This window comes from Fuerstiella marisgermanici, assembly GCF_001983935.1.
Taxonomy (GTDB): Bacteria; Planctomycetota; Planctomycetia; order Planctomycetales; family Planctomycetaceae; genus Fuerstiella; species Fuerstiella marisgermanici.
On the sequence record NZ_CP017641.1, the window covers coordinates 7,933,307 to 7,954,920 of the forward strand.

General features: G+C 55.6%; 17 protein-coding genes. 8 read left to right on the top strand and 9 right to left on the bottom strand.

Annotation, left to right across the window (positions count from 1 at the left end; translation table 11 throughout):
• Positions 1-12: 12 nt before the first annotated feature.
• The gene (locus Fuma_RS29905) at positions 13-681 is read right to left on the bottom strand and encodes a hypothetical protein (protein WP_077027342.1); all 669 of its coding nucleotides are present in this window, start codon (positions 679-681) and stop codon (positions 13-15) included.
• 1,058 nt (positions 682-1,739) lie between these two features.
• On the opposite strand from Fuma_RS29905, the gene Fuma_RS35015 reads away from it, so the two are divergent.
• Positions 1,740-2,102 (top strand): hypothetical protein, encoded by a 363-nt coding sequence (locus tag Fuma_RS35015; RefSeq protein ID WP_145944452.1) that lies wholly within the window; start codon positions 1,740-1,742, stop codon positions 2,100-2,102.
• A 257-nt stretch (positions 2,103-2,359) separates the two neighbouring features.
• On the opposite strand, the gene Fuma_RS29925 is transcribed toward Fuma_RS35015, so the two are convergent.
• From Fuma_RS29925 to Fuma_RS29940, 4 genes are all read right to left on the bottom strand, one after another.
• Positions 2,360-2,878, bottom strand: a complete 519-nt coding sequence (locus Fuma_RS29925) for an LptE family protein (protein ID WP_077027346.1) — start codon at positions 2,876-2,878, stop codon at positions 2,360-2,362.
• An 11-nt stretch (positions 2,879-2,889) separates the two neighbouring features.
• Positions 2,890-4,251, bottom strand: coding sequence for a tetratricopeptide repeat protein (locus Fuma_RS29930; RefSeq protein ID WP_083732424.1), 1,362 nt, complete (start codon positions 4,249-4,251; stop codon positions 2,890-2,892).
• A gap of 3 nt (positions 4,252-4,254) precedes the next feature.
• The gene (recO, locus tag Fuma_RS29935) at positions 4,255-5,004 is read right to left on the bottom strand and encodes a DNA repair protein RecO (RefSeq protein WP_077027348.1); all 750 of its coding nucleotides are present in this window, start codon (positions 5,002-5,004) and stop codon (positions 4,255-4,257) included.
• Positions 5,005-5,190: 186 nt separating this feature from the next.
• Positions 5,191-6,486 (bottom strand): porin, encoded by a 1,296-nt coding sequence (locus Fuma_RS29940; RefSeq protein WP_083732426.1) that lies wholly within the window; start codon positions 6,484-6,486, stop codon positions 5,191-5,193.
• Between the two features lie 443 nt (positions 6,487-6,929).
• On the opposite strand from Fuma_RS29940, the gene Fuma_RS29945 reads away from it, so the two are divergent.
• Positions 6,930-7,781 carry a uracil-DNA glycosylase gene (locus Fuma_RS29945; RefSeq protein WP_077027350.1) on the top strand — a complete coding sequence of 284 codons (852 nt, stop codon included), beginning with the start codon at positions 6,930-6,932 and terminating at the stop codon, positions 7,779-7,781.
• A 5-nt stretch (positions 7,782-7,786) separates the two neighbouring features.
• On the opposite strand, the gene Fuma_RS29950 is transcribed toward Fuma_RS29945, so the two are convergent.
• On the bottom strand, positions 7,787-8,308 hold the full coding sequence (locus tag Fuma_RS29950; protein ID WP_077027351.1) for a CBS domain-containing protein: 522 nt from the start codon (positions 8,306-8,308) through the stop codon (positions 7,787-7,789).
• 426 nt (positions 8,309-8,734) lie between these two features.
• On the opposite strand from Fuma_RS29950, the gene Fuma_RS29955 reads away from it, so the two are divergent.
• Positions 8,735-11,257 (top strand): tetratricopeptide repeat protein, encoded by a 2,523-nt coding sequence (locus Fuma_RS29955; RefSeq protein WP_083732427.1) that lies wholly within the window; start codon positions 8,735-8,737, stop codon positions 11,255-11,257.
• 8 nt (positions 11,258-11,265) lie between these two features.
• On the opposite strand, the gene Fuma_RS29960 is transcribed toward Fuma_RS29955, so the two are convergent.
• Together Fuma_RS29960 and Fuma_RS29965 are read right to left on the bottom strand one after the other, a co-directional pair.
• Positions 11,266-13,479, bottom strand: coding sequence for a tetratricopeptide repeat protein (locus tag Fuma_RS29960; RefSeq protein WP_077027352.1), 2,214 nt, complete (start codon positions 13,477-13,479; stop codon positions 11,266-11,268).
• A gap of 72 nt (positions 13,480-13,551) precedes the next feature.
• On the bottom strand, positions 13,552-14,589 hold the full coding sequence (locus Fuma_RS29965) for an exosortase/archaeosortase family protein (protein WP_158521184.1): 1,038 nt from the start codon (positions 14,587-14,589) through the stop codon (positions 13,552-13,554).
• A gap of 184 nt (positions 14,590-14,773) precedes the next feature.
• Between Fuma_RS29965 and Fuma_RS29970 the strand changes: the two genes are divergently transcribed.
• Positions 14,774-16,339 (top strand): UxaA family hydrolase, encoded by a 1,566-nt coding sequence (locus Fuma_RS29970; protein WP_077027354.1) that lies wholly within the window; start codon positions 14,774-14,776, stop codon positions 16,337-16,339.
• A 219-nt stretch (positions 16,340-16,558) separates the two neighbouring features.
• The gene (locus Fuma_RS29975; protein ID WP_145944454.1) at positions 16,559-18,235 is read left to right on the top strand and encodes a hypothetical protein; all 1,677 of its coding nucleotides are present in this window, start codon (positions 16,559-16,561) and stop codon (positions 18,233-18,235) included.
• A 91-nt stretch (positions 18,236-18,326) separates the two neighbouring features.
• Here Fuma_RS29975 and Fuma_RS29980 read toward each other — a convergent pair whose 3' ends face one another.
• On the bottom strand, positions 18,327-19,175 hold the full coding sequence (locus Fuma_RS29980) for an MvaI/BcnI family restriction endonuclease (protein ID WP_077027356.1): 849 nt from the start codon (positions 19,173-19,175) through the stop codon (positions 18,327-18,329).
• Positions 19,176-19,411: 236 nt separating this feature from the next.
• Here Fuma_RS29980 and Fuma_RS29985 point away from each other — a divergent pair, with 236 nt between their 5' ends.
• From Fuma_RS29985 to Fuma_RS36685, 3 genes are all read left to right on the top strand, one after another.
• The gene (locus Fuma_RS29985) at positions 19,412-21,091 is read left to right on the top strand and encodes a hypothetical protein (RefSeq protein WP_077027357.1); all 1,680 of its coding nucleotides are present in this window, start codon (positions 19,412-19,414) and stop codon (positions 21,089-21,091) included.
• A gap of 132 nt (positions 21,092-21,223) precedes the next feature.
• Complete coding sequence (locus Fuma_RS29990) at positions 21,224-21,430, top strand: type II toxin-antitoxin system HicB family antitoxin (RefSeq protein ID WP_077027358.1); 207 nt, start codon at positions 21,224-21,226, stop codon at positions 21,428-21,430.
• Positions 21,427-21,612: a type II toxin-antitoxin system HicA family toxin gene (locus tag Fuma_RS36685; protein WP_077027359.1), complete on the top strand. Its 186-nt coding sequence runs from the start codon at positions 21,427-21,429 to the stop codon at positions 21,610-21,612. The genes Fuma_RS29990 and Fuma_RS36685 overlap by 4 nt, the downstream gene beginning before the upstream one ends.
• The last annotated feature ends 2 nt before the right edge of the window (positions 21,613-21,614 follow it).

Consider the following 21,614-nt stretch of genomic DNA (forward strand, 5'->3'; position numbering starts at 1 on the left):
CATTCTTCAATCCTAAACCGCCGGAATCGTGGCGCTGACGCCGTGGCTCCACGGGCCGGTGTCGCCTTTGGCGTTGGCCCATCGCAGCAGGTAGTGAGCCGTCTTGCCGCCGTCGTCTTCCTTGAAGGTCACCTTGTGAGGCGTGCGGGTAGCGACTCCGGCGAGGACGTAGTCGCTGGCGTTTGGAGCCGCGTCGCCGATGGCCACGTAGATCTGGCAAGAAGCCACTCCGTCCGGCTTGGCTCGGCGAGTCGGCGTGAGTGAATCGACATACGACACCATGTGTTCCAGTCGATCGGTGGCGATGACCTGACACATCGGAGCCGACTTGGGAGTACTGGCCGGAGTGCGATGAGTTTTATGAACGGGCAGCCCGGCATCTCGGCGAGCTTCGTCCGTCACGTTTGGATTGGCCTGAACCAGTCGAGCCAGCATGCGAGCTTCCTCGGTCAGGACGCGGCGAGTTTCCTTTCTCTTTTCGACGGCTCCGCGAGCAATGTCGCGAGCGCGTTCGGCCGCTTCGTAGTCCTCATCCCATTGAGCGACCAGTTCGCTCAGCTTTGTGACCTGGGCTTCGGTCAATCCGTACAATTCCGGATTGGCCAGCAGGATCTTTGCCAGCGTCCGGATCCACAAACTGAATTTCCCTTCTGACGTGGGAACAAGAGATCGTTTTGCCATCGTTCAGCTCTCTATTTGAAACCGCAATACAATTGCAGCCCACGTGAGCCGCACTGCACGGTTGATCGAGAGTACTTCTGCACACTTGCGGCCTTTCGGTTCTGCGATGGCTTCCAGTCAGCAAGTTGAGGCAAACAGCTCAGTTTGTCCGGTTTGCAACGGCTGTCCGGCTAGTTTGAGCGGGCAAACGTCGCGTTGAACATGTTCTCCGTCCGATTGAACATGTTCACTGGCGGTCAGAACATGTTCGGTGCTGCAGTGAACATGTCCAATGGTCTGCGGAACAGGTCAAGCGCGGAGTTGCGAGCGGATTCCCAAACAGCTCACGCTTCAACTCGAACAGATCGTAGGCCGAATCAAGCGAAGCGCCGATCCGGCATTGCAGCTGATCGACCTGAACCCACGAACGTGCCGGAGCAGCGCAAACGGCTCTTCGTTGAAACCGTATTGACTCGCGCGGCGCATGTGTCACCGAAGTGCAACTGTTGCATCACGGCGTTTGCTCGTTCGGCCTACGGGGACTTGACAATTGAATTCACTCCGGAGTGGCCCAGCGAGCCATTGCGACATCGCACATGCTGGAATAAAATTCAGCCCTCTGGGAACACTACCGTTTGTACCCACTTTGTCCGGATTACTTACTCTTAGCTAGACAGTAGTTGACCATCGAACTTTTTGATCACAAACATCGTCGCGTCTCAGTCGTTTGCACCGGACGATCCCGAAAGTACAAACACTACTTTGGCGGATGCGTTTCCGATTACGGATTCAACGTCGCAGATTCACATCCTCTGCACGTCGTGTTTCTTTTGGACACATCGGACCCTCTTTGTGCCATCCCCGTAGGACGCAAAGCAGTTCCGCTTTGCTATGGATTCCAGTTCGGTGGATGCTCAACCGCTTACCGCTTGAATCGAAATACGATTCACATTATCTCCCCCGAAAAACCGCGTATCGCGCGTGACTTTCCATACCCGAACTACCCGCCCCACTTTCAACCCCAATCCGTCATCCTTCGTCGGTCGCACTACAACGCACACAGCCCCGATGATGCCCTCATGAATTCCGCTTTTTTCGGCCTCAGCCATGTCCCTGAGAAAACGTTGACGCGCGTCGCGGAGAAGATCGACGAATACGGTGATTGGGACAACGCGGACCTTGGTGGCCTGTCGCGAGAGGACTATCTCCGAGAGCATCCATCAATTATGCCGCTGATGCAGGGCATTCCGGATACTGCATGCGTTTTCCCTGAATGCAAACATTTTGGAGTCGACGGGGCAATGAAGACGATTGGATTCCATCCCGGATTTCCTGAGGAACATGAAATCGTCATGTGGGGAGCGGGAGTGGAAATGGTGAGTTTGATTTTCCAGATGTGTTCCCACTGTGGGACATTTTACGTGTCAAATCAGTGCATCTGACGTAACTCTACTCAGCATGGTGTTTCGATGAAGACGAGGCTTTGCGGTCACGACGTTTCAAGAGTGCAGTTGCTGTAGGGCAGGCTCCCGCCTGCCGCGATGCTTTCGCAAGCTGCGGAGTTCTTCAGCAGGGGGGGCACGTCCGTGTTCGCCTGGCCAGCGCAGACGTCAGGCAGGAGCCTGACCGATAACTCCTTCTGGTAGCAACGGCAAGGTTGTAGGTCGCCTTCGGCGAAGTGCCGCTCGGCAAGCGGCACCTACCAAGGCATTTCCGTGAGGTCGACGATTTGCAGGGCGAGGCGGCGGGCGGCTTCCTGTTGGGCTGTTGCGAATGACTGGCCGACTTCCGGAGCGAAGCTGACCTGCGACGAGTGCTGGGCCATTTCCTGTCCGAGCGGGAAGACTCGCTCTTGTAGAATCCGCCCGCTGCGGCGGTCCACCCACTTCACTTCTGCGCCCAGCATCAACTGGAATTCGCGAACGTCGTCGAAGCGGTTTTCGCTGAGCACATTCTTGCGCAGATCGACGACGCGGCCGGTCAGGATCGTGTCGGCGTGAGCCTCGTCAGCCAGCCGGTAGGCACCGCGAGCTTTGATTTCCTGCTGGATGGCTTCCGTCAGAAGGTAGTCGACGTTGCGGCGGAAGGATTCGGACTTGAACACCGGCACATGCACGGTGCGAACGCCCTGCACTGTTGATGGCCCAAGCATGTAGCCGCATCCGGGCATAACAGCACTGATGACCAGAGCAGCTGCAATGCAAAATGATGGCTTCATGGCGGCGGCTTTCAAATTCCGGGTAGGCCGCGTTGCGAGCCATCCGCACTGCCCGACTTATCCGCGTTCTGCGGCTGAGTGGCTTCGCTGTCAGACGGCCTCGCGGGTTCTGAATCGGGTAGCGACTTAAGGAACTCCGCCATGCCTGGCAGGTGTTGAATGCGACGAGGATCGATGCGGCGGATTTCCTGCCGAGCCATTTCTGCGTAGCGAGTATCCGGGTAGTCAAGGATCAGTTGCATACTCGCGATCGCGACAGAACGTGGATTGTCTTTCTTCTTCCACAGTTGCACCTGACTCCACGCTCGTTGTGCCTTCAACAGGTAGATGCGTTTGAGTTCCTCTCTCATCTTCGGTCGGTCTTCGGAACTCGGGAACAGCATTAACGCTCGTTCCTTGAGGTTTTCCGCCGATACCAGCGAGGTGCCGTCGTAGTATGGCCCCTGATAGGCCATTTGTTTCACGTGAGATCCCATCACAAACGCATCTTCCAGATGCGGGCTGTCCGGGTACTCGTCGCGGAGAATTTGAAAGTACCGATCCGCTTCCAGATAGTTGCCTTTTTTCATGTAGTACGACGCAGTTAGCATCAAAGCATCGTCAGCTAATGGGCCTGTAGGATCGTTCAGCCAAATTGCTTTCAAAGCGTTTTTGGCTCGACCACGCGTATCGAAGACGGGGCGACGTTCGTCAAAGAAATTCGGGATCAAACCGTAGCGGGCCGACGGCGACGATGAAGGCGGCGGAGGCGTGTTTCCAGCTTCAACCGTCTTTTCATCGCTAACCGTCTTGATGACGGACTTCGCGACCGGATCTGAGACCTCAAGCCAGATTTTTGCGATGTCAAACAATCGCTGGCTGGCGTCGGACACATACTTGGTGGAAGGATAGTCGGCGAACAGTTTGTCGTAGGCGTCCTGAGCCTTCGGATACTGTCTCATGGCGTAGTGGCATTCGCCCATGCGGAACCAGGCTTCTTCGCCAATGGACGATTCCGGATATTTCTTCGCGATCGACTTGTAGTTTTTCAGAGCCTGCGGGTACTGACGTTCGGTGAACTGCTTGCGAGCCAGTTCGACGGTTGCCATCGCTTCCGGTGAGAACTTCTCACCGCGTGTCAGAGCGTCTTCTTCGTTGTAGAAGGCTCGTTCCAGCGGCCCGCGAATTTTGCTTGTGCTAAGCACGTCTTTCGCCGCGAACAATCCTTCGCCACCAGACGGACGCAAAGAACGGCAGCCTGAGCAGACCGCCAGCAGTAGGCAGAGGCTCACACCGGCCAGCTTGTGGCGCGCAACAGGACTGATTGGTCGGGGCAAGTCCCGGCCGATCATCCCCGAATCCATTCGGGAGTTGTGCGTCCTGCGTTTATTCATGAGCTAAAACTGTAAGAAGCGTAGCGTGCCCGGCTTCCTGCCCAGCACATTGGTGATTGCGGACACCGCCAGTTTATGGCACTCCGCAGTTTGTTCTTTGGTAATTTTAATTCGGTCGGTCAAAGGGGAATCCGCATCGGCCAGTCGCCGCAGCACGGCAATCGATCCACCGGAAATGGATTTGCCGACGTATTCGTCACGACGGCATTCTGAACACAACAAACCGCCCTGACTGACCCAATGGGCGAACTTAGCGGTCGTTGCAATAGGGTCTCCACAAACACTGCAGCATTCGAGATTGGGAAACAGTCCCAAACGGCACAGAACGCCCACTTCAAACTGGACAATGACGCTGTTGTAATCGCTTTTCGGATCTGACAGTCTGGCCAACGTCTTCACAGACAGATCATATAATTCAGGATCAGGATCGAAATCTTCCGTTAAACAGCACAGCAAATCGGCCACGTAGTAGCCGCCATACAGCGAATTCAGGCTATTCGGAACCGGCGAAAAGCGACGGACCAACTGAGCCTGCGTGAGAATTCCCAGCGCACCGGAAGATTTACGGATGAAGACTATTCGACACTCAGAAAGCAGGTCAAGAGCAGCATCGAATGGGCCTTTGAGTCTTTTCGCCCCTTTTGCCAGAACGGCCAGCTTTCCGAATTCTTTGCTGAACAACGTGACGACTCGGCTGGATTCGCTGAAATCCGCCTGGCGAATCACGATGGAGTCTGCTTTATCGGTCGACACGGTTTCTCGTTTAGGTGGTTGGATTGAGGCCGAAAAACGCTGAATTTGCGTTCTCGGTGTGTGCGGCAGCGCTCGCTGTGGCAATGGTCCTGGGCTTTTGGGGTTGTCAGAGTGTAGCAACAAAAAAAACGCAGTCAGGCAGAAAGCCCGACTGCGGTTTCAGCTTTGTAGCTCAAACGGCAACTTTTAGAAGGTCAGAATCGCGTCGATTCCGAACGTCGTAGCCGTACTGTCAGGAGCGGCCAGTTTCCAGTCGTGACGAATCTCAGGCCGAACAATCAGGTTGTCCATCGGCTTGACATTCACACCAAACGTGGCGGCGTATTGAGAACGGCCTTCGTTCTTCCACCATTCGACTCGAGTTCCCAGGCCGACCTTTTCGCTGAGCGAGTAGATCAGATACTGGTTGATGCCGATATCGTCGTCCTTGCCGGGCGTCGTTGGGTCAGCATCGTGATCGTTGGTGCGAACAAGGTCACTCTGAATGACGTAGTTCAGGTCGTCTGTCAGAGCTGTGTCGATGACAATGCTGTGCGAATAGCCATTGCCACGCCAGCCAAGTTCTCCAGCCGTCGCGATATATGTGAAGGTGATGTTTTCACCGATACCGGTGCTGAAACCGCCAAGGAAGCTGCTGCCGTTGTTCAATTGATCGAAACCTGTGTCCCAGCCGGCTGTCCATCCACCGTACAACGTGACGTCGTCACTGGCGGTGTAGGTTGCCAACGCACCTGTGTGGGTGAAGGGTTCACTGTTGAACATCGTCAACGCATGGCTGTAGAAGAAGTTGTCCGGGGCGGTAACAACTTCGTAGCCGATCAGAGTATAGAAGTGTCCGATTTTGACACTCAAATCGCCAGTCGCAACTTCGCCGTAAACCTGTGGCAGTGCAAAGCCGTAGCCGGCTCCGCGAGTGAAGTCGCCACCGAAGTCGAATCGGCCAGGAGCGTTTCCAAACGACTGCGTCTGAGCCGCGTCGACACCGTACATTGCGTCAACTCGGAAACCCCAGTCCAGTCCGTCGCTGCCGTCAGCCACTTTTTCAGCGTACAACCAACCTTGATGCAGGTTGAACCGATGTGGGTGATCGTTGAAGGCGAGTCCTTCGTTCCGAGTGGTCGACAACGGAGTAATTCCGTTATGGTAACCCATCTGAATCCAGCCGCCGAACGTGATTTCGCCGCCGTCGTCGTCGGCACTGCAGCCTTCGCCACAGTAATTTCCGTCGCCATATTCGCCACACCCGAGGTCGCAGCCAACGGGAGCACTACATGATGAGTCGCAGCAACCGCCGGCGTCGCTGCAGCTCATCGACGCCAACTGATAAGTCAGTTGGTTGCCGTTGTTAGCAAAAAGCTGCTGGGTTCGAGCGTTGGCGCCACCTGTCGGGTAGATGTCTGCGGCAGAAGCGGTATTCATTGCCGCCGCTCCACCAAACAGGGCTACTCCCGCAAGGAGGCTTCTCCAAGATCGTCTGATCATTTTTACAATCCTTCGTATTGGTCCCAGAAAACCTGTGTGCCGCTTCCTCCCGAAAAAGCATTTCTCACTGGTCTTTGGTTGTTGTTGGTCGACGCCCGGAAAGAGTCACTGCATTCCGCCGGTTGTCGCCGTAACTTAGACACCGCACACAACGGTATCACACACTCAACTGCGTCTGGTATCGGCGGTTGCTGAAGGATTCGGCAAGAGAAGAAGGTGCATATCATTCACAGTTCGTGTGGAATTTTTTGAAGTCGTGCAATGAACGCGACAACCGGACAAGTCCTCGCTATCTTTCCTTAATCGCCATCGGCTGGTGGCAACACCCCGCCAGTCTGCGCGCTTATTGGGCAGTCGGGGGATTTTGCCCCTTCGCTGTCCTTGTAGCGGGCTGAGTTGCGGTCGTTTTTGCCGGTGGATCGGAACCGTTCAGAGAGAGCCCTATGGCCGGAAGTCGAAATATTCGACAATTTCTCCAGCTTCTAAAATCGTCTGGTGTTAGCTACCTGCCGACCGTCGTGCTGCCCGAAGTCACGGCTCGCCCGCGCATGGGCCAGAAGAAAGCAGCAAACCCACGCAATCCGGTGACGGCACTGGCAGACGCGACCAAGGCGAAAACAGCGGCGAAATTGCCAACCAGCGCCGATTTGCGGCCAGGTTCTGCGACGGCTCCGCCGCCGCTGGAGGCCACAAAAGCCGTGCTGGCTGAGGTCATGGAAACTGCTGAGCAGAAGCAGGACGGACTCTTGAAGCTCGCCGACATCGTTGCGAGCTGTCAGAGGTGCGAGAAGCTGGCCGATTCGCGTCGGCAAACAGTGTTTGGAGTCGGCAACCCGGACGCCGAAATTATGTTCATCGGCGAAGCCCCCGGGGCTGACGAGGACCGACAGGGGGAACCGTTTGTCGGAGCCGCCGGGCAACTGTTGAACAAGATTATCGAGGCCTGCGGCCTGCGCCGCGACGAAATCTATATCTGCAATATTCTACGGTGTCGTCCGCCCGGCAATCGCAATCCGCTGCCTCAGGAAGTCGCCAATTGCCGCGAGTTTCTGGACGGGCAGATCAAAATTGTGAACCCGACTCATATCGTCTGTTGGGGCACGGTGGCTGCTCAGAATCTGCTGCAGGTCACAGAGAGTGTGGGCCGGTTGCGAGGCCAGTTTTTACAGCACGGCGACGCCCGCGTTTTGTGTACCTATCACCCGTCCTACTTGCTGCGAAATCCGTCGGCGAAAAAGCAGGTTTGGGACGACATGAAGCTGTTCATGAAGGATCGTGGCGTCGATCTGGGCTGATCTCGCTAATCCCTAGATTCGTCAGCCCGTGAGTTTCCGCTCTTTGGGGCATCCATGCGAACTCGGCTGCGGTCCATGAAATGTGGCTTCGAGCCGCCGGAGGCCAAATCTTCTGCGGCGTCGATTTTTGCATCGGTCGCCGCGTCGCCAAGCAGCATACGCACGATGTCTCGGCGGTGCAGCAGGCCGACAACCTGATCGTCATGATTCACGACCGGTATGACGGAATTGCATGACGATCGGAACAGGTGAAGTACTGAAGTGAGTTCCGCGTCAGACCGGACGGATTCCACGTGTCGCGAAAGAACGCTGCCCACAAGGACCTCACGGTCAGAATTCGTCATCAGTTCGCGGATGACGGCTGATTCCGGCACAATGCCACACATCCTGCCGGATTCGTCTTCAGCCACGAGTACCGAGAAATTATGAGTCACCAGCAGCTCAGCGGCGTCCCGAAGGCGGATGGATTCCGAGACAATGGCGAACGAAGATTCGCGCATGAAGTCTGATACAGATTGCTGCTGCATGGGGGCGTGCTTCCAGCAGGACGGCCTTGATGTGATGATTCCTGGCCCGTCAGCGAAGCGACAATGCTTCGCAGGTGCAGGTAAAACCTACATTCGATTTCTGGGTCTGCGCGACCGCTTAACCGTTCTGAATCGAAAAGTGGATGGAATCTCGGTCACCATCCCCTTCTCTACTGTTCGTATCGGATCTATCGGCTCGGGGCTGGAGCCTGGGCGAGAAGGTTTCCCGCGGTTCCCCGTTTCCTTTCGGCGGAATCCGCGCGACATGCCTGTTTGGACTTTTGCCGGCATATTCCGCACAATTGCGACATGGCGGCAATGGAAAGTGATTCGAACCTGTCCGGAGGTCGCTGCCGGGCGAACTCGGCCGTGGGGTTCCTTAACTCAGTCCTGCAATAGTGTCTTTTCATCCTGTGAGTCTTCCAGATGATCCAATCACGTGCTGCTCTGTTGCTATCGATTCTGTGCGGTTCGTCATGCGGCTACGCGGCGACGATTACCGAATGCCAGGACATGCTCCGCACCGGGAAATACGTCGAGTGTCTTGACGCTGCTTCTGCCGCCGTCGATCGACGAAGCTACGGCGAAGAATGGCCCATGCTAAAGGCCACCGCCGAAACGCATCTCGGCCACTACCTGCAGGCGGCACAAACACTCGAAGCAGGAATTGCACGTTATTCCTGGAGCGTTCGGTTACGCATGCTGGCGTACGAAAATGCAACGACGCTGGGCGACACGGACCGCGCCAAACTGATGATTCAGGAACTGGAGCAAGTCGCTTCGGCCGCACCGTGGCGCTACACCGACGCTGACGATCTTGTTGCGTTAGGCAAAGCGGCCATCGTGATCGGTGTCGACCCGAAGGATGTGCTCGAAGGGTTCTACGGCCGAGCTCAGCGCAACTACAAGAGTCGTCCGGACGGTTTTCTGGCGGCCGGCCAGCTGGCGATCGATAAAGGGGACCTGGCACTGGCATCGGAAACTCTTCGGCCCGCCGCTGAACAGTTTCCAGACAACCCCGAGATCTGTTTCGCTTTGGCGACATCCATTCAGGCTGTGGAACCTGAGAAGGCAGCAGAACTGTGGGAGCACACGTTAACCGTCAATCCGAACTTTGCCCCCACGCAGTTGCACCTGGCGAAAAAACAGATTGACGCCGAAGACTACGCTGCGGCTAAGGAAACTATCAGCGAGGTTCACCGGATCAATCCGTGGCACCCGGAAGGGCACGCATTGCAGGCCGTCATTCATCATTTGAAAAATGATCCAATCGCAGAAGCAGTTAGCCACAGCCGAGCAATCGCGTTTTCGCCGCAGAGTCCTGCCATCGATTACCTGATCGGCGAACGATTGTCGCGCAAGTACCGTTTCCGTGAAGGCGCAGCATTTCAACAAATGGCGTTGCAAACGGACCCCGCTTTTCTGCCCGCGAAGACTCAACTGGCACAGGATCTATTACGACTCGGTGAAGACGAACGCGGCTGGAAGCTGGCCGATGGAGCTCAGAAACAGGACAAGTACGACACGACGCTGTTTAACCTGATGCAGTTAAAGAACGACCTCGACAAATTCGCGACACGCACCACCGATCAATTCGTCATTCGGATGAGGGCGTCTGAATCTGCTGTGTACGGCGACCGCGTGGAAGAACTGTTAACGACAGCGATGGCCGAACTTTCGAAGAAGTACGGGTACACGCCGAGTGAAAAAGTGGTGGTCGAAATCTTTGATCGTCCGGACGATTTCGCCGTGAGAACGTTTGGCCTACCCGATGTGGCCGGGTTCCTGGGCGTCTGCTTTGGAAAGTTGGTCACCGCCAATAGTCCGGCTTCGCAGCGCGAGAATCCGAACAACTGGGAATCCGTTCTGTGGCACGAATTTTGTCACGTCATCACGCTGCAGATGACCGACAACAAAATTCCTCGCTGGCTAAGCGAAGGCATTTCCGTGTACGAAGAACGTCAAAAAGACGATCGTTGGGGGCAACACATGTCGCCCGTTTTTCGGGTTCGAGTTCAACGAGGCAACGTGACTCCTGTTAGTCAGCTAAGCAGTGCGTTCCTGAATGCGAAGTCTGGTGACGACCTGAACTTCGCGTACTATGAATCGTCCATGGTGGTTGAATTCATTGTTCAGGAGTACGGCTTTGATGCGCTGATAGCGATTTTGAACGACCTGAAAACCGGCCTGACGATCAACGATGCTCTGGCCCGACATACCGGCGGACTCGCGGAACTGGATGCGGCGTTCGAAGATTACCTGAAGTCTGTGGCTGACAATTTTGCGACTGGCGTTCGTTTCAATGCTTCGTCTGAGGACGGAGCCGAACCGATCCCGGATGTCGAAGGGCTGGAAGATCCGAAGAACTATACGGCCGGGCTGAAACTGGCAGTGAGGTATGTCCGAGCTGGCGAAACGGATCGAGCGATTGAAAAGCTCCAGCAGTTGATCGAGCTGTTTCCTGATGACCGAAGCCCGAACGGTGCTCGCCCACTGTTGGCGCAGATTTACGAGCGTCAAAACGAAACAGCTCTTCAGATGGACGTGCTCGCCGAACACCTTCAGTATTCGGGTGATGACCTGGAATCTGCCATGAAATTGCTGACATTGCAGGTGAAGGCGGAGCTTTGGCCTGAAGCTGCGTTAACCGGCGAACTTGTCGCTGCCATCGATCCGCTGCAACCAGCGGCCATCAGAAAATTTTACACGGCCGCCATGAAGCAGCATGACACAGCCACCGCTCTGCAGGCGCTACGCGGGTTGCTGCAACTGGAACCGGCCGACGCACCTCGCACACACTTTCAGATGGCAACGCTGCTGACAGAAAAAGACCCGTCACAGGCAAGACGTCACGTGCTGCTCGCGCTTGAACAGGCACCTCGCTATCGCGACGCCCACAAGTTGTTGCTGAAGCTGACGGCAGCGGCTGACCCGGCCACACGACAGTAGCCAGTTGGTCAATTCGTCTGACTTGCTTCGGCCGCCTCCAGCTCTGTCAATATCCGACGATGTTCATTTGCCAAAGCGGTTTCGTCCAGTGCGTCGCAAACTTTCGCGAGCAACTTGCGAACGTTCTGACTCTGTTGCCGCTTGGGTAACGCCACAACCAGGTCGCGGCGAGCTTCTTCCCATCGTTTCATTGCAATCAGCACTTCAGCGCGAGTTGAGAGTGCGTCTGCGTTTTCGGGGACCAGTTGCAGCGTATCGTTGACGAGCGCTAAAGCTCGGTCGGCGTTTTCGTCACTTTGCCGAATCAGCACGATTGCCAAATTGTTGAGGACAAGCGGATTGCCCTTGTGCATCGAGTACGCTCGTTCCAGATGAAGCCTCGCCTTTTTGAGGTTACCCTGCTCTAACGCCAGAGTGCCCAATAGACTGTAGATGGGGGCATTTGCTGTACCTGTCGCCAGTAGCTTTGTCAGATATTCGTCCGCGGGTTTGGCGAATTTGCCGTTAGAAAACGCGAGCTTCGCGAGGCGTTCCAGCACTGCATCTCTCGCCAGCTGAGTGCTCAACGCTTCGTGCAGTAGCGCGATCGCGTCTTGAGGGGCGGCGAAACTATCGGCCTGCAACTGTTTGTCGAACATCGCGATCGTCGCGAGGGTAAACAGCCGGTAAGCTTGAAACAGATTCTTTCGTTCTGCAGTATCGACGGCTGCATCGGTGCCGGGCTGATCCACGCCAGCGGTGGCTGCCGCAGTGTCATCTTTGGGCACCGTATACTTTGTTAAAGCGACCTTTAAAACGTCTCGCGCTTCTTCCGCGCGCGATGCCTGGATCAATACATCGCCATAGCTGACGACTTCCACCAAACTAAGTTCGCTCTGTCGTGACTGAAAATCGGCCAGCAATTGTTGAGTTAGTGTTTCTGCCTTTTGCGTGTCGCCATTAGCGGCGTAGAGCCTCACCAGTTGCGGCTGCAGTTGCGGGTGTTCTTCGGCAAGCGGCTCGATTCGGCTAATCGCTTGTTCGAACTGCCCGGTGACCGCGAGTGCCTGCGAAAGGAGTTCTTCGTCTGCGACGGTCAGTTCGTCTTGTGCCGAAAACGTTTCGACCATCGGGGCCACGTCGGCTGCTGAGAGCGCGGCGCCCTGCGACGCCATTGCCAGTAGTGTTTGAGCGATTTGGCGATTGCCCGGTGCCAGCTGAATCGCCTTCACCAGCTGTTGAGTGCTGTAGTCGCGGTTGACGTGGGATTTCTGATATAGCTGCACCGCTATCTTCAGGTGCAACATTGCCAAAGCCTGCTGCAGTTCGGGGGCGTCGTTGAGTGACGGACACTCTTGTAATAACTCAATCGCCTTATCTGTCTCCTCAGCCAGCACGTATGCCCGGGTACGATTCAAATTTGCCTCGACGTCGTGCGGATCTTTCAGCAGCTGGTCCTGAAAATAGTCCGCTGCGTTCTTCAGGTGATAGTCGATCTGGTCATCACTGCGTTTCAACTGTCGCTGAATTTCAACAAGCTGCAGACCGAGAAACGGTGCGTCTTCGACGGCTTTTAGCAGGTGATCTTCCGCCGCCTTGATTCTGCCCTTTTTGAGATTGATCAGGGCCAGCAACCGATTCGCCTCAGCATTTTTTGGCTCGCCTTCAATTACGCGAGCCAGCTCCACTTCCGGATCGACTTCTGACAGCGGAAGCCCAGAATCCGCTCGCAGTGCCTGTTGTGCCAACCAGACTCGAGCCGGGTTGTATCCCAGCGGCCCTTCAACTGTGAGTTCGCGAATATATTCGAATCCCTGAGCTTCTCGGCCGTTTTCCATCAACTCCAGCGCTGACGCAAACTTGTAGCGTTTGTCGCTGGGCCGCAGTTCAACCAACGCCTGCAGATACAGGTTAGACTTTTCTACATCTTCTTCTCGTTGAGCCGCGACAACAGCCTGTTCATAATCGCGAACCAGCTCATTGCGAGGGGCTGATCGTAGCCACCATAGGAACGCAGAACCGCCGATAGCCAACACGAGGAACGGCATTGCAATCAACAGGCGATTGTAGTGCCGCGACAGGACCCAGCGTTCCAGAAATCCAACGATGAACCCAATTACGTATTTTGGGCGCAGGCATTCGACAACGCCTGGCAATTCGCGTTGTTCAGATGTGTCTTCGTAGTCGGGCATGGCTCGCGAAACGGTTTTCGTTCTGCTGGGAGTGTCGAAGGAGTCAGACATGTCGGCTTTGAATCCGTGAAATTACTTTTTGAAACATTCCCTGATCGGCTGGCTGGCGGAATTCGTTGGCCGCTACAACGCCATGACCTGCAGAGCCATCGTGCTGACGCAGACCAGTGCCGCTCCAGCCATTAGCATTGCACTTAGACCGGGGCGGATGCCGGGTTTGCGCTTGGGGGCTGACTGGCGTGGAGGACGCCAAAAGACTCTGTTCCACAGCACGATTAGCGGGTTCCTGTGAATCGAACTCACACCCATGCCTCGCGTATCGGGCACGGCAAAGAAGAAGAAATCCCAGAATGCGTCTGCGCTGAAGACCAGAAACGCGGCGGCCGCCAAAGCCGCATAGCCGATTGCATCGTGTTGCCACCCGGTCGACAGGTCGACCTGAGACTGTGACCACGCAACGGAAATGATGAAGATTCGCAAGACATTCATCAGGCCTGCACATGCGAAGCCGGTGCCGAGGACCAGGACAGCGTGCAACAATTTTCTGCGGTAGCCGCATATGACCAATGTCCCCAGAAACAGAACGGTGAACAGGGACTGCACGCCGCTGCATGCTTCTTCGACAAGGAACCGTTTGTCAGGGAATTCAATCACATTGCCTTGGCGCAGATGCAGAAAACCGAAGAAGTTCAGCAGGCGACTACCCACGCGAGTCGTCACTGTCTGTAGCCATGCGATGACTTCCGCGTCGTAGCCCAGCGGGATACGAATGGTGATGACAAGCAAAAGGATCAGGTATCCCAGCGAGCAATCGAATTCGTTATCTGCGTACGATCGGCTAACAGCGAAACACAAGACGACGGCGCCGACGTAAACCAGGAAGGGGCTGGGATACAGCGCTCCGGCAACCAGCAGTGCGACATCTAACGCCACCAGTGCTGAGTTGATCAGGCCCCATCGAAACGATCCGCGCACCGCTCGCTGATGAAACAGATACGCAAACGCCGCAAATGCGAATGGGAAGAATTGGTAGTATTCCAGCCGCCACAGCGTTTGACACTGCACGGCTACAAACGGCAAATGAGCCAAGCCCAGCAGCCCCAGCGCCACAAGGTGGCCAGGGAAGGGGCTTGATTTTCCGTCGATCGGTTCCGCTGCCATTTGCTTCATCCAGTTCTCTGCAAACGAATTGGCATGCTGACTACTCTGCGGAGCCAAACATCGCCAACATACTTAACTCAGGTATTGTTTCTGAGGGCCGCCGTACGAAGGCCCTCTTTCCGTTTTTTTCGCTGTCTCTGCATCCAGAGCAGCCCGTGAATAGGTTCTACCGCTGGATTCCTCAATGACTCAATCGTCGCCGACCACCGACTACAAAGCACTGTTGGTGCTTCATCCTGATGACAACGTGGCCGTCACAACTCAGTTTCTTCCTCAGAATGCAACTTGTGTTGCAGGTTCGTTGTCAGTCCGTACGCGTGCCGATGTGCCACCCGGCCACAAGGTTGCTCTGAACGAAATTGACACGGGTGCTCCGGTGATCAAGTACGGGCAGATCATTGGATATGCCACTACTGGTATTCAAGCCGGAGAATGGGTCCATGTCCACAATGTCGTGGCGACAAAGCCAGGATTGGACTATGCATTTTCGACACAAATCAGCCATCCCGCGCCATCAGGCACTGAACAAACGTTCCTTGGCTTCCGCCGCCGCAACGGAACCGCGGGAACTCGCAACTATGTCGCCATTATTAGTACCGTCAATTGTTCGGCGACAACGGCAAAATACGTGGCAAAGGAGCTGTCAGATTCCGACCTGTCGCAGTTTCGCAACATCGATGGAATTATCCCACTTGTCCACAAAAGCGGATGTGCCCTGGCCTTCGACGGCGACGACCATCGGCAGCTAAACCGCACCCTGGCTGGTTTCGCCAATCATCCCAATATCGGGGCGGTCATTGTGCTGGGTCTCGGCTGCGAAACGGCTCAGGCAACGCACCTTGAACGCGAACACGGACTGGTGCAACTCGGCGGCGCGTCGGATGCGCCGGCCGACCAGCCGCTGGTGTTGAACATTCAGGAAGTCGGCGGTGTGCGCAAGACAGTGGCTCGCGCTGTTGAAGTGCTGCGAGAACTACTGCCCATCGCCAATGACGTGCAGCGAGTCCCCATTCCGGTTAGCGAGCTGAAAGTCGCCATGGAATGCGGCGGCAGCGACGGCAACAGTGGCATTACGGCAAATCCTGCCGTCGGGGTGGCCAGCGACATGCTTGTGGCTCACGGAGCGACATCGATCCTGTCGGAAACTCCGGAAATCTACGGCGCTGAACACATGCTGACTCGCCGCGCCATCAACCGCGAAGTTGGTGAAGCGTTGCTGGACCGCATTCACTGGTGGGAAGAGTACGCTGCCAAACATGGCGGGTCGATCGACAACAATCCGTCCGTCGGCAACAAGAATGGGGGCCTCACAACGATTTACGAAAAGTCGCTGGGAGCCATCGCCAAAGGGGGCACGTCACCGCTGATGGCCGTGTATCGCTATGCCGAACCCGTCACTCAGAAAGGCTTCGTCATCATGGACAGCCCCGGCTTCGACCCGGCGTCGATCACGGGGAAAGTGGCCGGCGGAGCTCAGGTAGTCGTTTTCACCACCGGGCGAGGCAGTTGCTACGGCTGCAAGCCGTCACCCACAATTAAGGTGGCCACGAACACGCCGATGTTCGAACGCATGCGGGATGATATGGACATCAATGCCGGAGTGATTCTGGACGGGACGTCTGTAGAAGAAGTCGGTCAGCAAATCTTCGACCGCATTATCGCCACCGCCAGCGGCCAGCCAACGCTGAGCGAACTACAGGGGATTGGCGACGAAGAATTCTGTCCCTGGTTCCCTGGGCCAATCTTTTGAGGCGTGGGGCTGCCGGTCATCGGGAACCGGCAGATTCGGCAAACGCGGAAAAAACGGCACCATCGGAACAATCGTTACAGTTTCACAATTTGCCTGACCGATACTATCCACAAGATTGTCTCAATGCGCTCGGTCTGTCGTTACGTCACGGCATCGCGACCGAATCCGCAGCGAGGCGGAAAAGCCAGTAAAAAACTGTGGCTTCTGAAGGATAGATCAATGCGGATTTGGCACCGACTGAAAACACTTGTGCCGTTGCTACTCGCCGTCGCTCTCGGCGCAGAATGCCAGGCGCAATCGATGGGAGGGTATCCTTCCTACGGTGCTCCGGCATTTATGGCCGGTGGTGGCGACCCGTATCAAGGGGTACCACAATCATTTCAGTCGCACCCGATGATTTCCCCGTACGACCACGCGCTGGAACAGCATTTCAGCTCGGACGGCATCTGGTTTAAACGCATGCTTAGCGGCATGGGCCAGATGAACGACTACTATTTGAATGTGGACTACATCCACACCAGAAGCCGCACCATGGGGGGCACCGTCGGTGATGGCCGCGTTCCCACGTTCGACCAGCTCGATCTGCGGACGACGCCGGGCAATTTTCCAGACGCCCTGTTCTTCCCGACATTCCCGAACCACAACTCCGACAGCACGGGCCCTAACAAAAACAGTGGCATTCGTCTTAGCGGTGGTGTCGACAACCGACTGGGTTGGGGCTTTAGTTGGAATGCCACCTACAATGGAGAATCGACCGATGTGTTCGATACTCGCAAGAATCTCGAAGCCAACCGTCTGCACTTTATTGACGCATTGACGCTTGAGGCCACCGGAGGTGTGTCCGACGCAACACTGCCCAGCAATCTTCGCCACCTGGATCAGCGGAAGTTGATCGAAGAGCAGATTCTGAACAATCGTGTGTTCGATGCGGCCGACGCTGAGGTCTTTGGCGTGTTCGGAAGCACCTTCGAAGTTCTTGACCGATACCTGTATCCGCTTGGCGGCATTGGAATACAGAATGGGAATGGGATCGGCGGCGTCAGTCAATTGTTTGACCTCGACTATCGGATCGAGCACGAAATCAAATCTTACGGCGGTGGTTTCCACTTCAGTTCGTCGCCCATCTACGAAACTGATAGCTTCCGGGTTCGCCCAATCGTTGGTGGTCGTGTGTTCCGCATTATGGAAGCATTTAAGTTCTTTGGTGCAGACTCCGGCCTCGCCTACACGTTTAGTCAACCGAATAATCAGGACGACGATGGTGACGCGATCATCGACAACGTGGAAGAAAACGGAGCGTTGGATTTCACCGACCCCATCACGACAGACACCGAAGAGATTATGGTTCGATCGTTTGTCAACAACTACATTCGCAGCACGTTGACAGGTCCGGAAATCGGATTGGAATACGAACTGGGTGAAAAAGGTGGCGTCGCGTTCTCCGGCTCGACTCGGGTCGGTGCCCTGTTCAATGTTGAAAAGGCCAACCTCGAAGGCGACAACATCGGCGACACGTTTGCTGTCACGGTTGATCCAATCACCGGGCTGACAACGCGATCAGAGATGTTTGATACGTCGACCGACAATGGTCAACTGACTCTAAACGCTTTCCGAGACAGCAACGAGACGACTCACCTGTCGCCAATGTTCGAACAGTCGCTGAATGCGGAGTTGCCAATCTTCTCACACATTCCTGTGCTTCGAGATGTTTGGCAGCTGGAACACGCTCGCCTTCGACTGGGCTGGACTTACACCTGGATCGGCGAAGTGGCCAATCCAACGACTTCCATCCGCTGGGAATCGAATCCGCGAGCCGGAGTGTTCCCAAGCCTGAAGACGTCTCGCGGAGAGTTCTTCCAGAACACGTTCAACGCCGGTCTGAATTGGGAATTTTAGTCGCACCTGTGTCTCGGACCACAATAGCGGCCGCCGGGGATTGCTCTCGGCGGCTGCTTCGGCAAAACGACTACTTGCAAACATGTTTCGTTCATAAGCCGGAAGCAGCCAGCGGTCGGCAACGCACCTGCTGAGCGAACAGGTCCTTGAGCCGGTGCTTCTTCAAACGGAATGCGGTGCCATGATTCCGGGCGCCGCCTGTCGGCTTGAGGTGCATTCGAAGTTCAAGAATCACGTCGCCGGCTTCGATCAGCTTCAGCAGTGCTTTCACATCCGGCTTCGCACAATAGGTGACGGTTCGGAAGTGAAACTCTTCGTCTGCACCAGTCCCGCGAGTTTGGGCTGCGACGAACACTGCCTCCGACAGCTTCTCAGTCAATCGCTTCTGCAGAACGTCGAACTTCCAGCGACCGATGGCAGTTGATCCACGTAGAAAAAAAACGTAGCCCGCTTCACGGTCGACCACCAGACGTAATCCGGTGCTGTTCGGCTTGATTGTCACCGACTGATACCACGCCTGCCGACCGTTGTCGTCGATGTAGCCGTAGTCACGAATACGTTCGGCTGAGGTTTTGCTGTCGAGCCATTCTGGTTCCTTCAGAAACAGGTTCATTTTGTGCTGGTCGTCAAACCGCGTTTCGCCATCGCGGTACGCTTTGATCTCCATTCCCAACAGGTCACCGCGCGGTGAATTGTTTTCCTTGATCTGCAGCAGCGTTTCCAGCGTATAACCGATACCGGTTGAACCGGGCCTGAGTGTCTTCACGAAGCCGCGTACTGTCAGCCGGTCGAAGCGTTTCAGAAACTCCGCGAGTGCCTTACTATCGCGGATCGGCTGCGCGTGAGCAACCGGCTCGTCGGCGGCCGTGTTGCCGATCATCGCCAAGCTGATTGTTACGGTCAGCAGGGGGATCGGAAGGCAGGCGAAGTTGTTAGTCATCGGATTGCCCGTCTTGTGGAACTTGAGGCAAGCTACTGCTGGCGGAGAGCCCCAATTGCTGTGCCGCCACACCCGAATTCTGCGATTCACCGCCTCGAAATGACAGCGAAGCTGAAAATCTGCGAAAACCCCAGACAATTGGTGGCTGTCAGCGGATCTCATTGATCGGTTCCGATTCCGATCGTAGACTGTATTAGTGAATGCTTGAGCCTCGCAAAACTCGCCGGAGTCCCGAAATGACTGATGCTCCCAATTCCACATCCCTGCTGGGGCGCGTGCAGGCTAGATTGCAAATTGCGTCGGTCGCGAAAGCGCTGTACGGAGCCAGCCTGATTCTGTTAATTGCTGCCGTTGTCGCAGTGCTGGCCAGTCGGCTGCTGGGGCTGATACCTCGGTCCGAAGAACAACCGCTTTGGCTGCTGGCGATTCCCGCCGTAGCAGCTTTGGCAGCGGCCTTGTTTCATCGCCGAGTCGAACGGCAGGCGGCGGCTCGAGCGGTCGACGAACATGCGAAGACGAAAGACTTGTTCCTGACGCTGTCGTCGCTGTCGACATCCGCCGGTGAATACCAACCGTTGGTCACGACGTCGGCTGAGCAGAAAGCTGGTGAAATCGTTCCGGACGTTGTCGTGCCGTTTCAGTTTGGCGCCCGGTTGGCTCGTCTTGCCGGCGCGGCTGCGTTGCTGGCGATCGCCATTTTCTTTACGCCGCAGCTTGACCCCTTCGGCAAAGTGGCGGAAGCGTCGCGAGTTGACGAGCAGAAAAAGGAAATCGAAAACATCCGCAAAGAGGCGATGACGCGCAAGGATCAATTGAAGAAGGAAGCTTCACAGGCGGAAGAAGAAAGCGAAGAGATCGAAGCCCTGTTGGGCAAGATCAAAACGGACTTCCGCAAGATGCAGCCGAAGAAGATCGAATCGAATGCCAAGGTGCTTGATTCGCATCGCCAGGATCTGGGCGACTTGTGGAAGTCAGCCGCCAGCAATGAACAGCTACGACGCATGGTCAACCAGCCGATTTCCAAACAGCAACTCGGTGGTGCTCGCAATCAAAAGATGAACGACTGGCTGAAGGAACTGCAGGACGGCAACACGGAGAGTTTAAAAAAAGAACTGAAGCAGGCTCAGGAAACGATGAAGGCCATGATGGAGGCCAAGGATCCGGAAGAACGCAAAAAGCTGGCCAGCAAGATGCAGAAAGAACTTCAGGACCTGAAAAAGTTTGCCAACGACAAAGCTGGTTCCAAAGAACTGGCCAACGCCCTTAGTAAAGCAATGAAGTCGTTACAGGCCGTCAAAGATACAGACGGCCAAAAGGGTGAGAAGATGGAACTCAGCGAAGACGCCATGCAGGCGTTGAAGGAGTCGCTGGAACTATCCGAAAAAGAAATGGAACAGGTCGCTGACGCCGCCAAAGAACTTGAAAAACTGGACGAAGCCCTGGCGACGTTGCAGAAGGCACAACAGTTGAATCAAAAGGAACAGCTTGACGGCAGCAAGTGCGAAGGCTGTGAGACCATGGAAGATTATGCCGAGCTATATGCTCAGCTAAATGGTGGTCAAGGTGAGGGCGATGGAGAGGGAGACAAAGACCGCAACGAGGGAGGCGGGGGCGGCATTGGTCGCGGAGGCGAAACTCCGGAAGACAATAGTGATCCGGAAGGCTACAAGACTGAAAAGGAAAAGCCGCAGATTCAGGCCGGAAAGATTTTGCTGTCGATCAAGACCAAAGAATACGCCGAAGAAAAAGATTTTGATCCGGACAAGATGAGGGAATATCAAAAGAGCATTAGCTCTCTGAAATCCAGTGTCCAGTCCGCCATCGATGCGGAAGAAATTCCCCCGGGCTACACCGACAACATCAAGGGCTACTTTGACAACATCGAAAAAGTGGACCCAAAGTTGAAGTCAAATTGATCGAGACGCTGGGTACCTCTGCTGATCCGGACGCAGTGGGTTTCCCCGGGAATCCCAACATGTCATGCAACCATAGGAACTCTGGCGAGTCTCACTATGAGACCCTGCAACTGAACCACGAAAGACAATACTATGGCATTTAACGCCGTCGTAAGACAGGACGGGGAATGGTGGATCGGCTGGGTCGAAGAAGTTCCCGGCGTGAATTCACAGGCTGAAACGCGCGAAGAGTTGCTGGAGAACCTTCGCGAAGCTTTGGGTGAAGCATTGGAGCTAAATCGGGAAGAAGCACGCAAGTCCGCTGGCTCACCCTTCGAGGAAGTATCGATCGTTCCATGAAACGAGTGGATCTGCTTCGACATCTCCGTGATTGCGGCTGCGAGTTGATCCGTGAAGGTGGCAAGCACTCATGGTGGGGCGATGCGGGGCGCGGTACCAGATCAGCGGTCCCGCGACATCGTGAAATCTCCGAGATTCTGGTGAAGAAGATCTGCCGCGATCTTGGTATCCCCCAGCCCTGACC

Bases quoted from the DNA above. Each gene is read 5' to 3' on its own strand.
- Fuma_RS29955 (WP_083732427.1), top strand. From the start codon at position 8,735: ATGATCCAATCACGTGCTGCTCTGTTGCTATCGATTCTGTGCGGTTCG.
- Fuma_RS29980 (WP_077027356.1), bottom strand. From the start codon at position 19,175: ATGACTAACAACTTCGCCTGCCTTCCGATCCCCCTGCTGACCGTAACA.
- Fuma_RS29925 (WP_077027346.1), bottom strand. From the start codon at position 2,878: ATGAAGCCATCATTTTGCATTGCAGCTGCTCTGGTCATCAGTGCTGTT.
- Fuma_RS36685 (WP_077027359.1), top strand. From the start codon at position 21,427: ATGAAACGAGTGGATCTGCTTCGACATCTCCGTGATTGCGGCTGCGAG.
- Fuma_RS29950 (WP_077027351.1), bottom strand. From the start codon at position 8,308: ATGCAGCAGCAATCTGTATCAGACTTCATGCGCGAATCTTCGTTCGCC.
- Fuma_RS29990 (WP_077027358.1), top strand. From the start codon at position 21,224: ATGGCATTTAACGCCGTCGTAAGACAGGACGGGGAATGGTGGATCGGC.
- Fuma_RS35015 (WP_145944452.1), top strand. From the start codon at position 1,740: ATGAATTCCGCTTTTTTCGGCCTCAGCCATGTCCCTGAGAAAACGTTG.
- Fuma_RS29945 (WP_077027350.1), top strand. From the start codon at position 6,930: ATGGCCGGAAGTCGAAATATTCGACAATTTCTCCAGCTTCTAAAATCG.
- Fuma_RS29905 (WP_077027342.1), bottom strand. From the start codon at position 681: ATGGCAAAACGATCTCTTGTTCCCACGTCAGAAGGGAAATTCAGTTTG.
- Fuma_RS29975 (WP_145944454.1), top strand. From the start codon at position 16,559: ATGCGGATTTGGCACCGACTGAAAACACTTGTGCCGTTGCTACTCGCC.
- Fuma_RS29960 (WP_077027352.1), bottom strand. From the start codon at position 13,479: ATGTCTGACTCCTTCGACACTCCCAGCAGAACGAAAACCGTTTCGCGA.
- Fuma_RS29970 (WP_077027354.1), top strand. From the start codon at position 14,774: ATGACTCAATCGTCGCCGACCACCGACTACAAAGCACTGTTGGTGCTT.
- Fuma_RS29940 (WP_083732426.1), bottom strand. From the start codon at position 6,486: ATGATCAGACGATCTTGGAGAAGCCTCCTTGCGGGAGTAGCCCTGTTT.
- Fuma_RS29930 (WP_083732424.1), bottom strand. From the start codon at position 4,251: ATGAATAAACGCAGGACGCACAACTCCCGAATGGATTCGGGGATGATC.
- Fuma_RS29965 (WP_158521184.1), bottom strand. From the start codon at position 14,589: ATGGCAGCGGAACCGATCGACGGAAAATCAAGCCCCTTCCCTGGCCAC.
- Fuma_RS29985 (WP_077027357.1), top strand. From the start codon at position 19,412: ATGACTGATGCTCCCAATTCCACATCCCTGCTGGGGCGCGTGCAGGCT.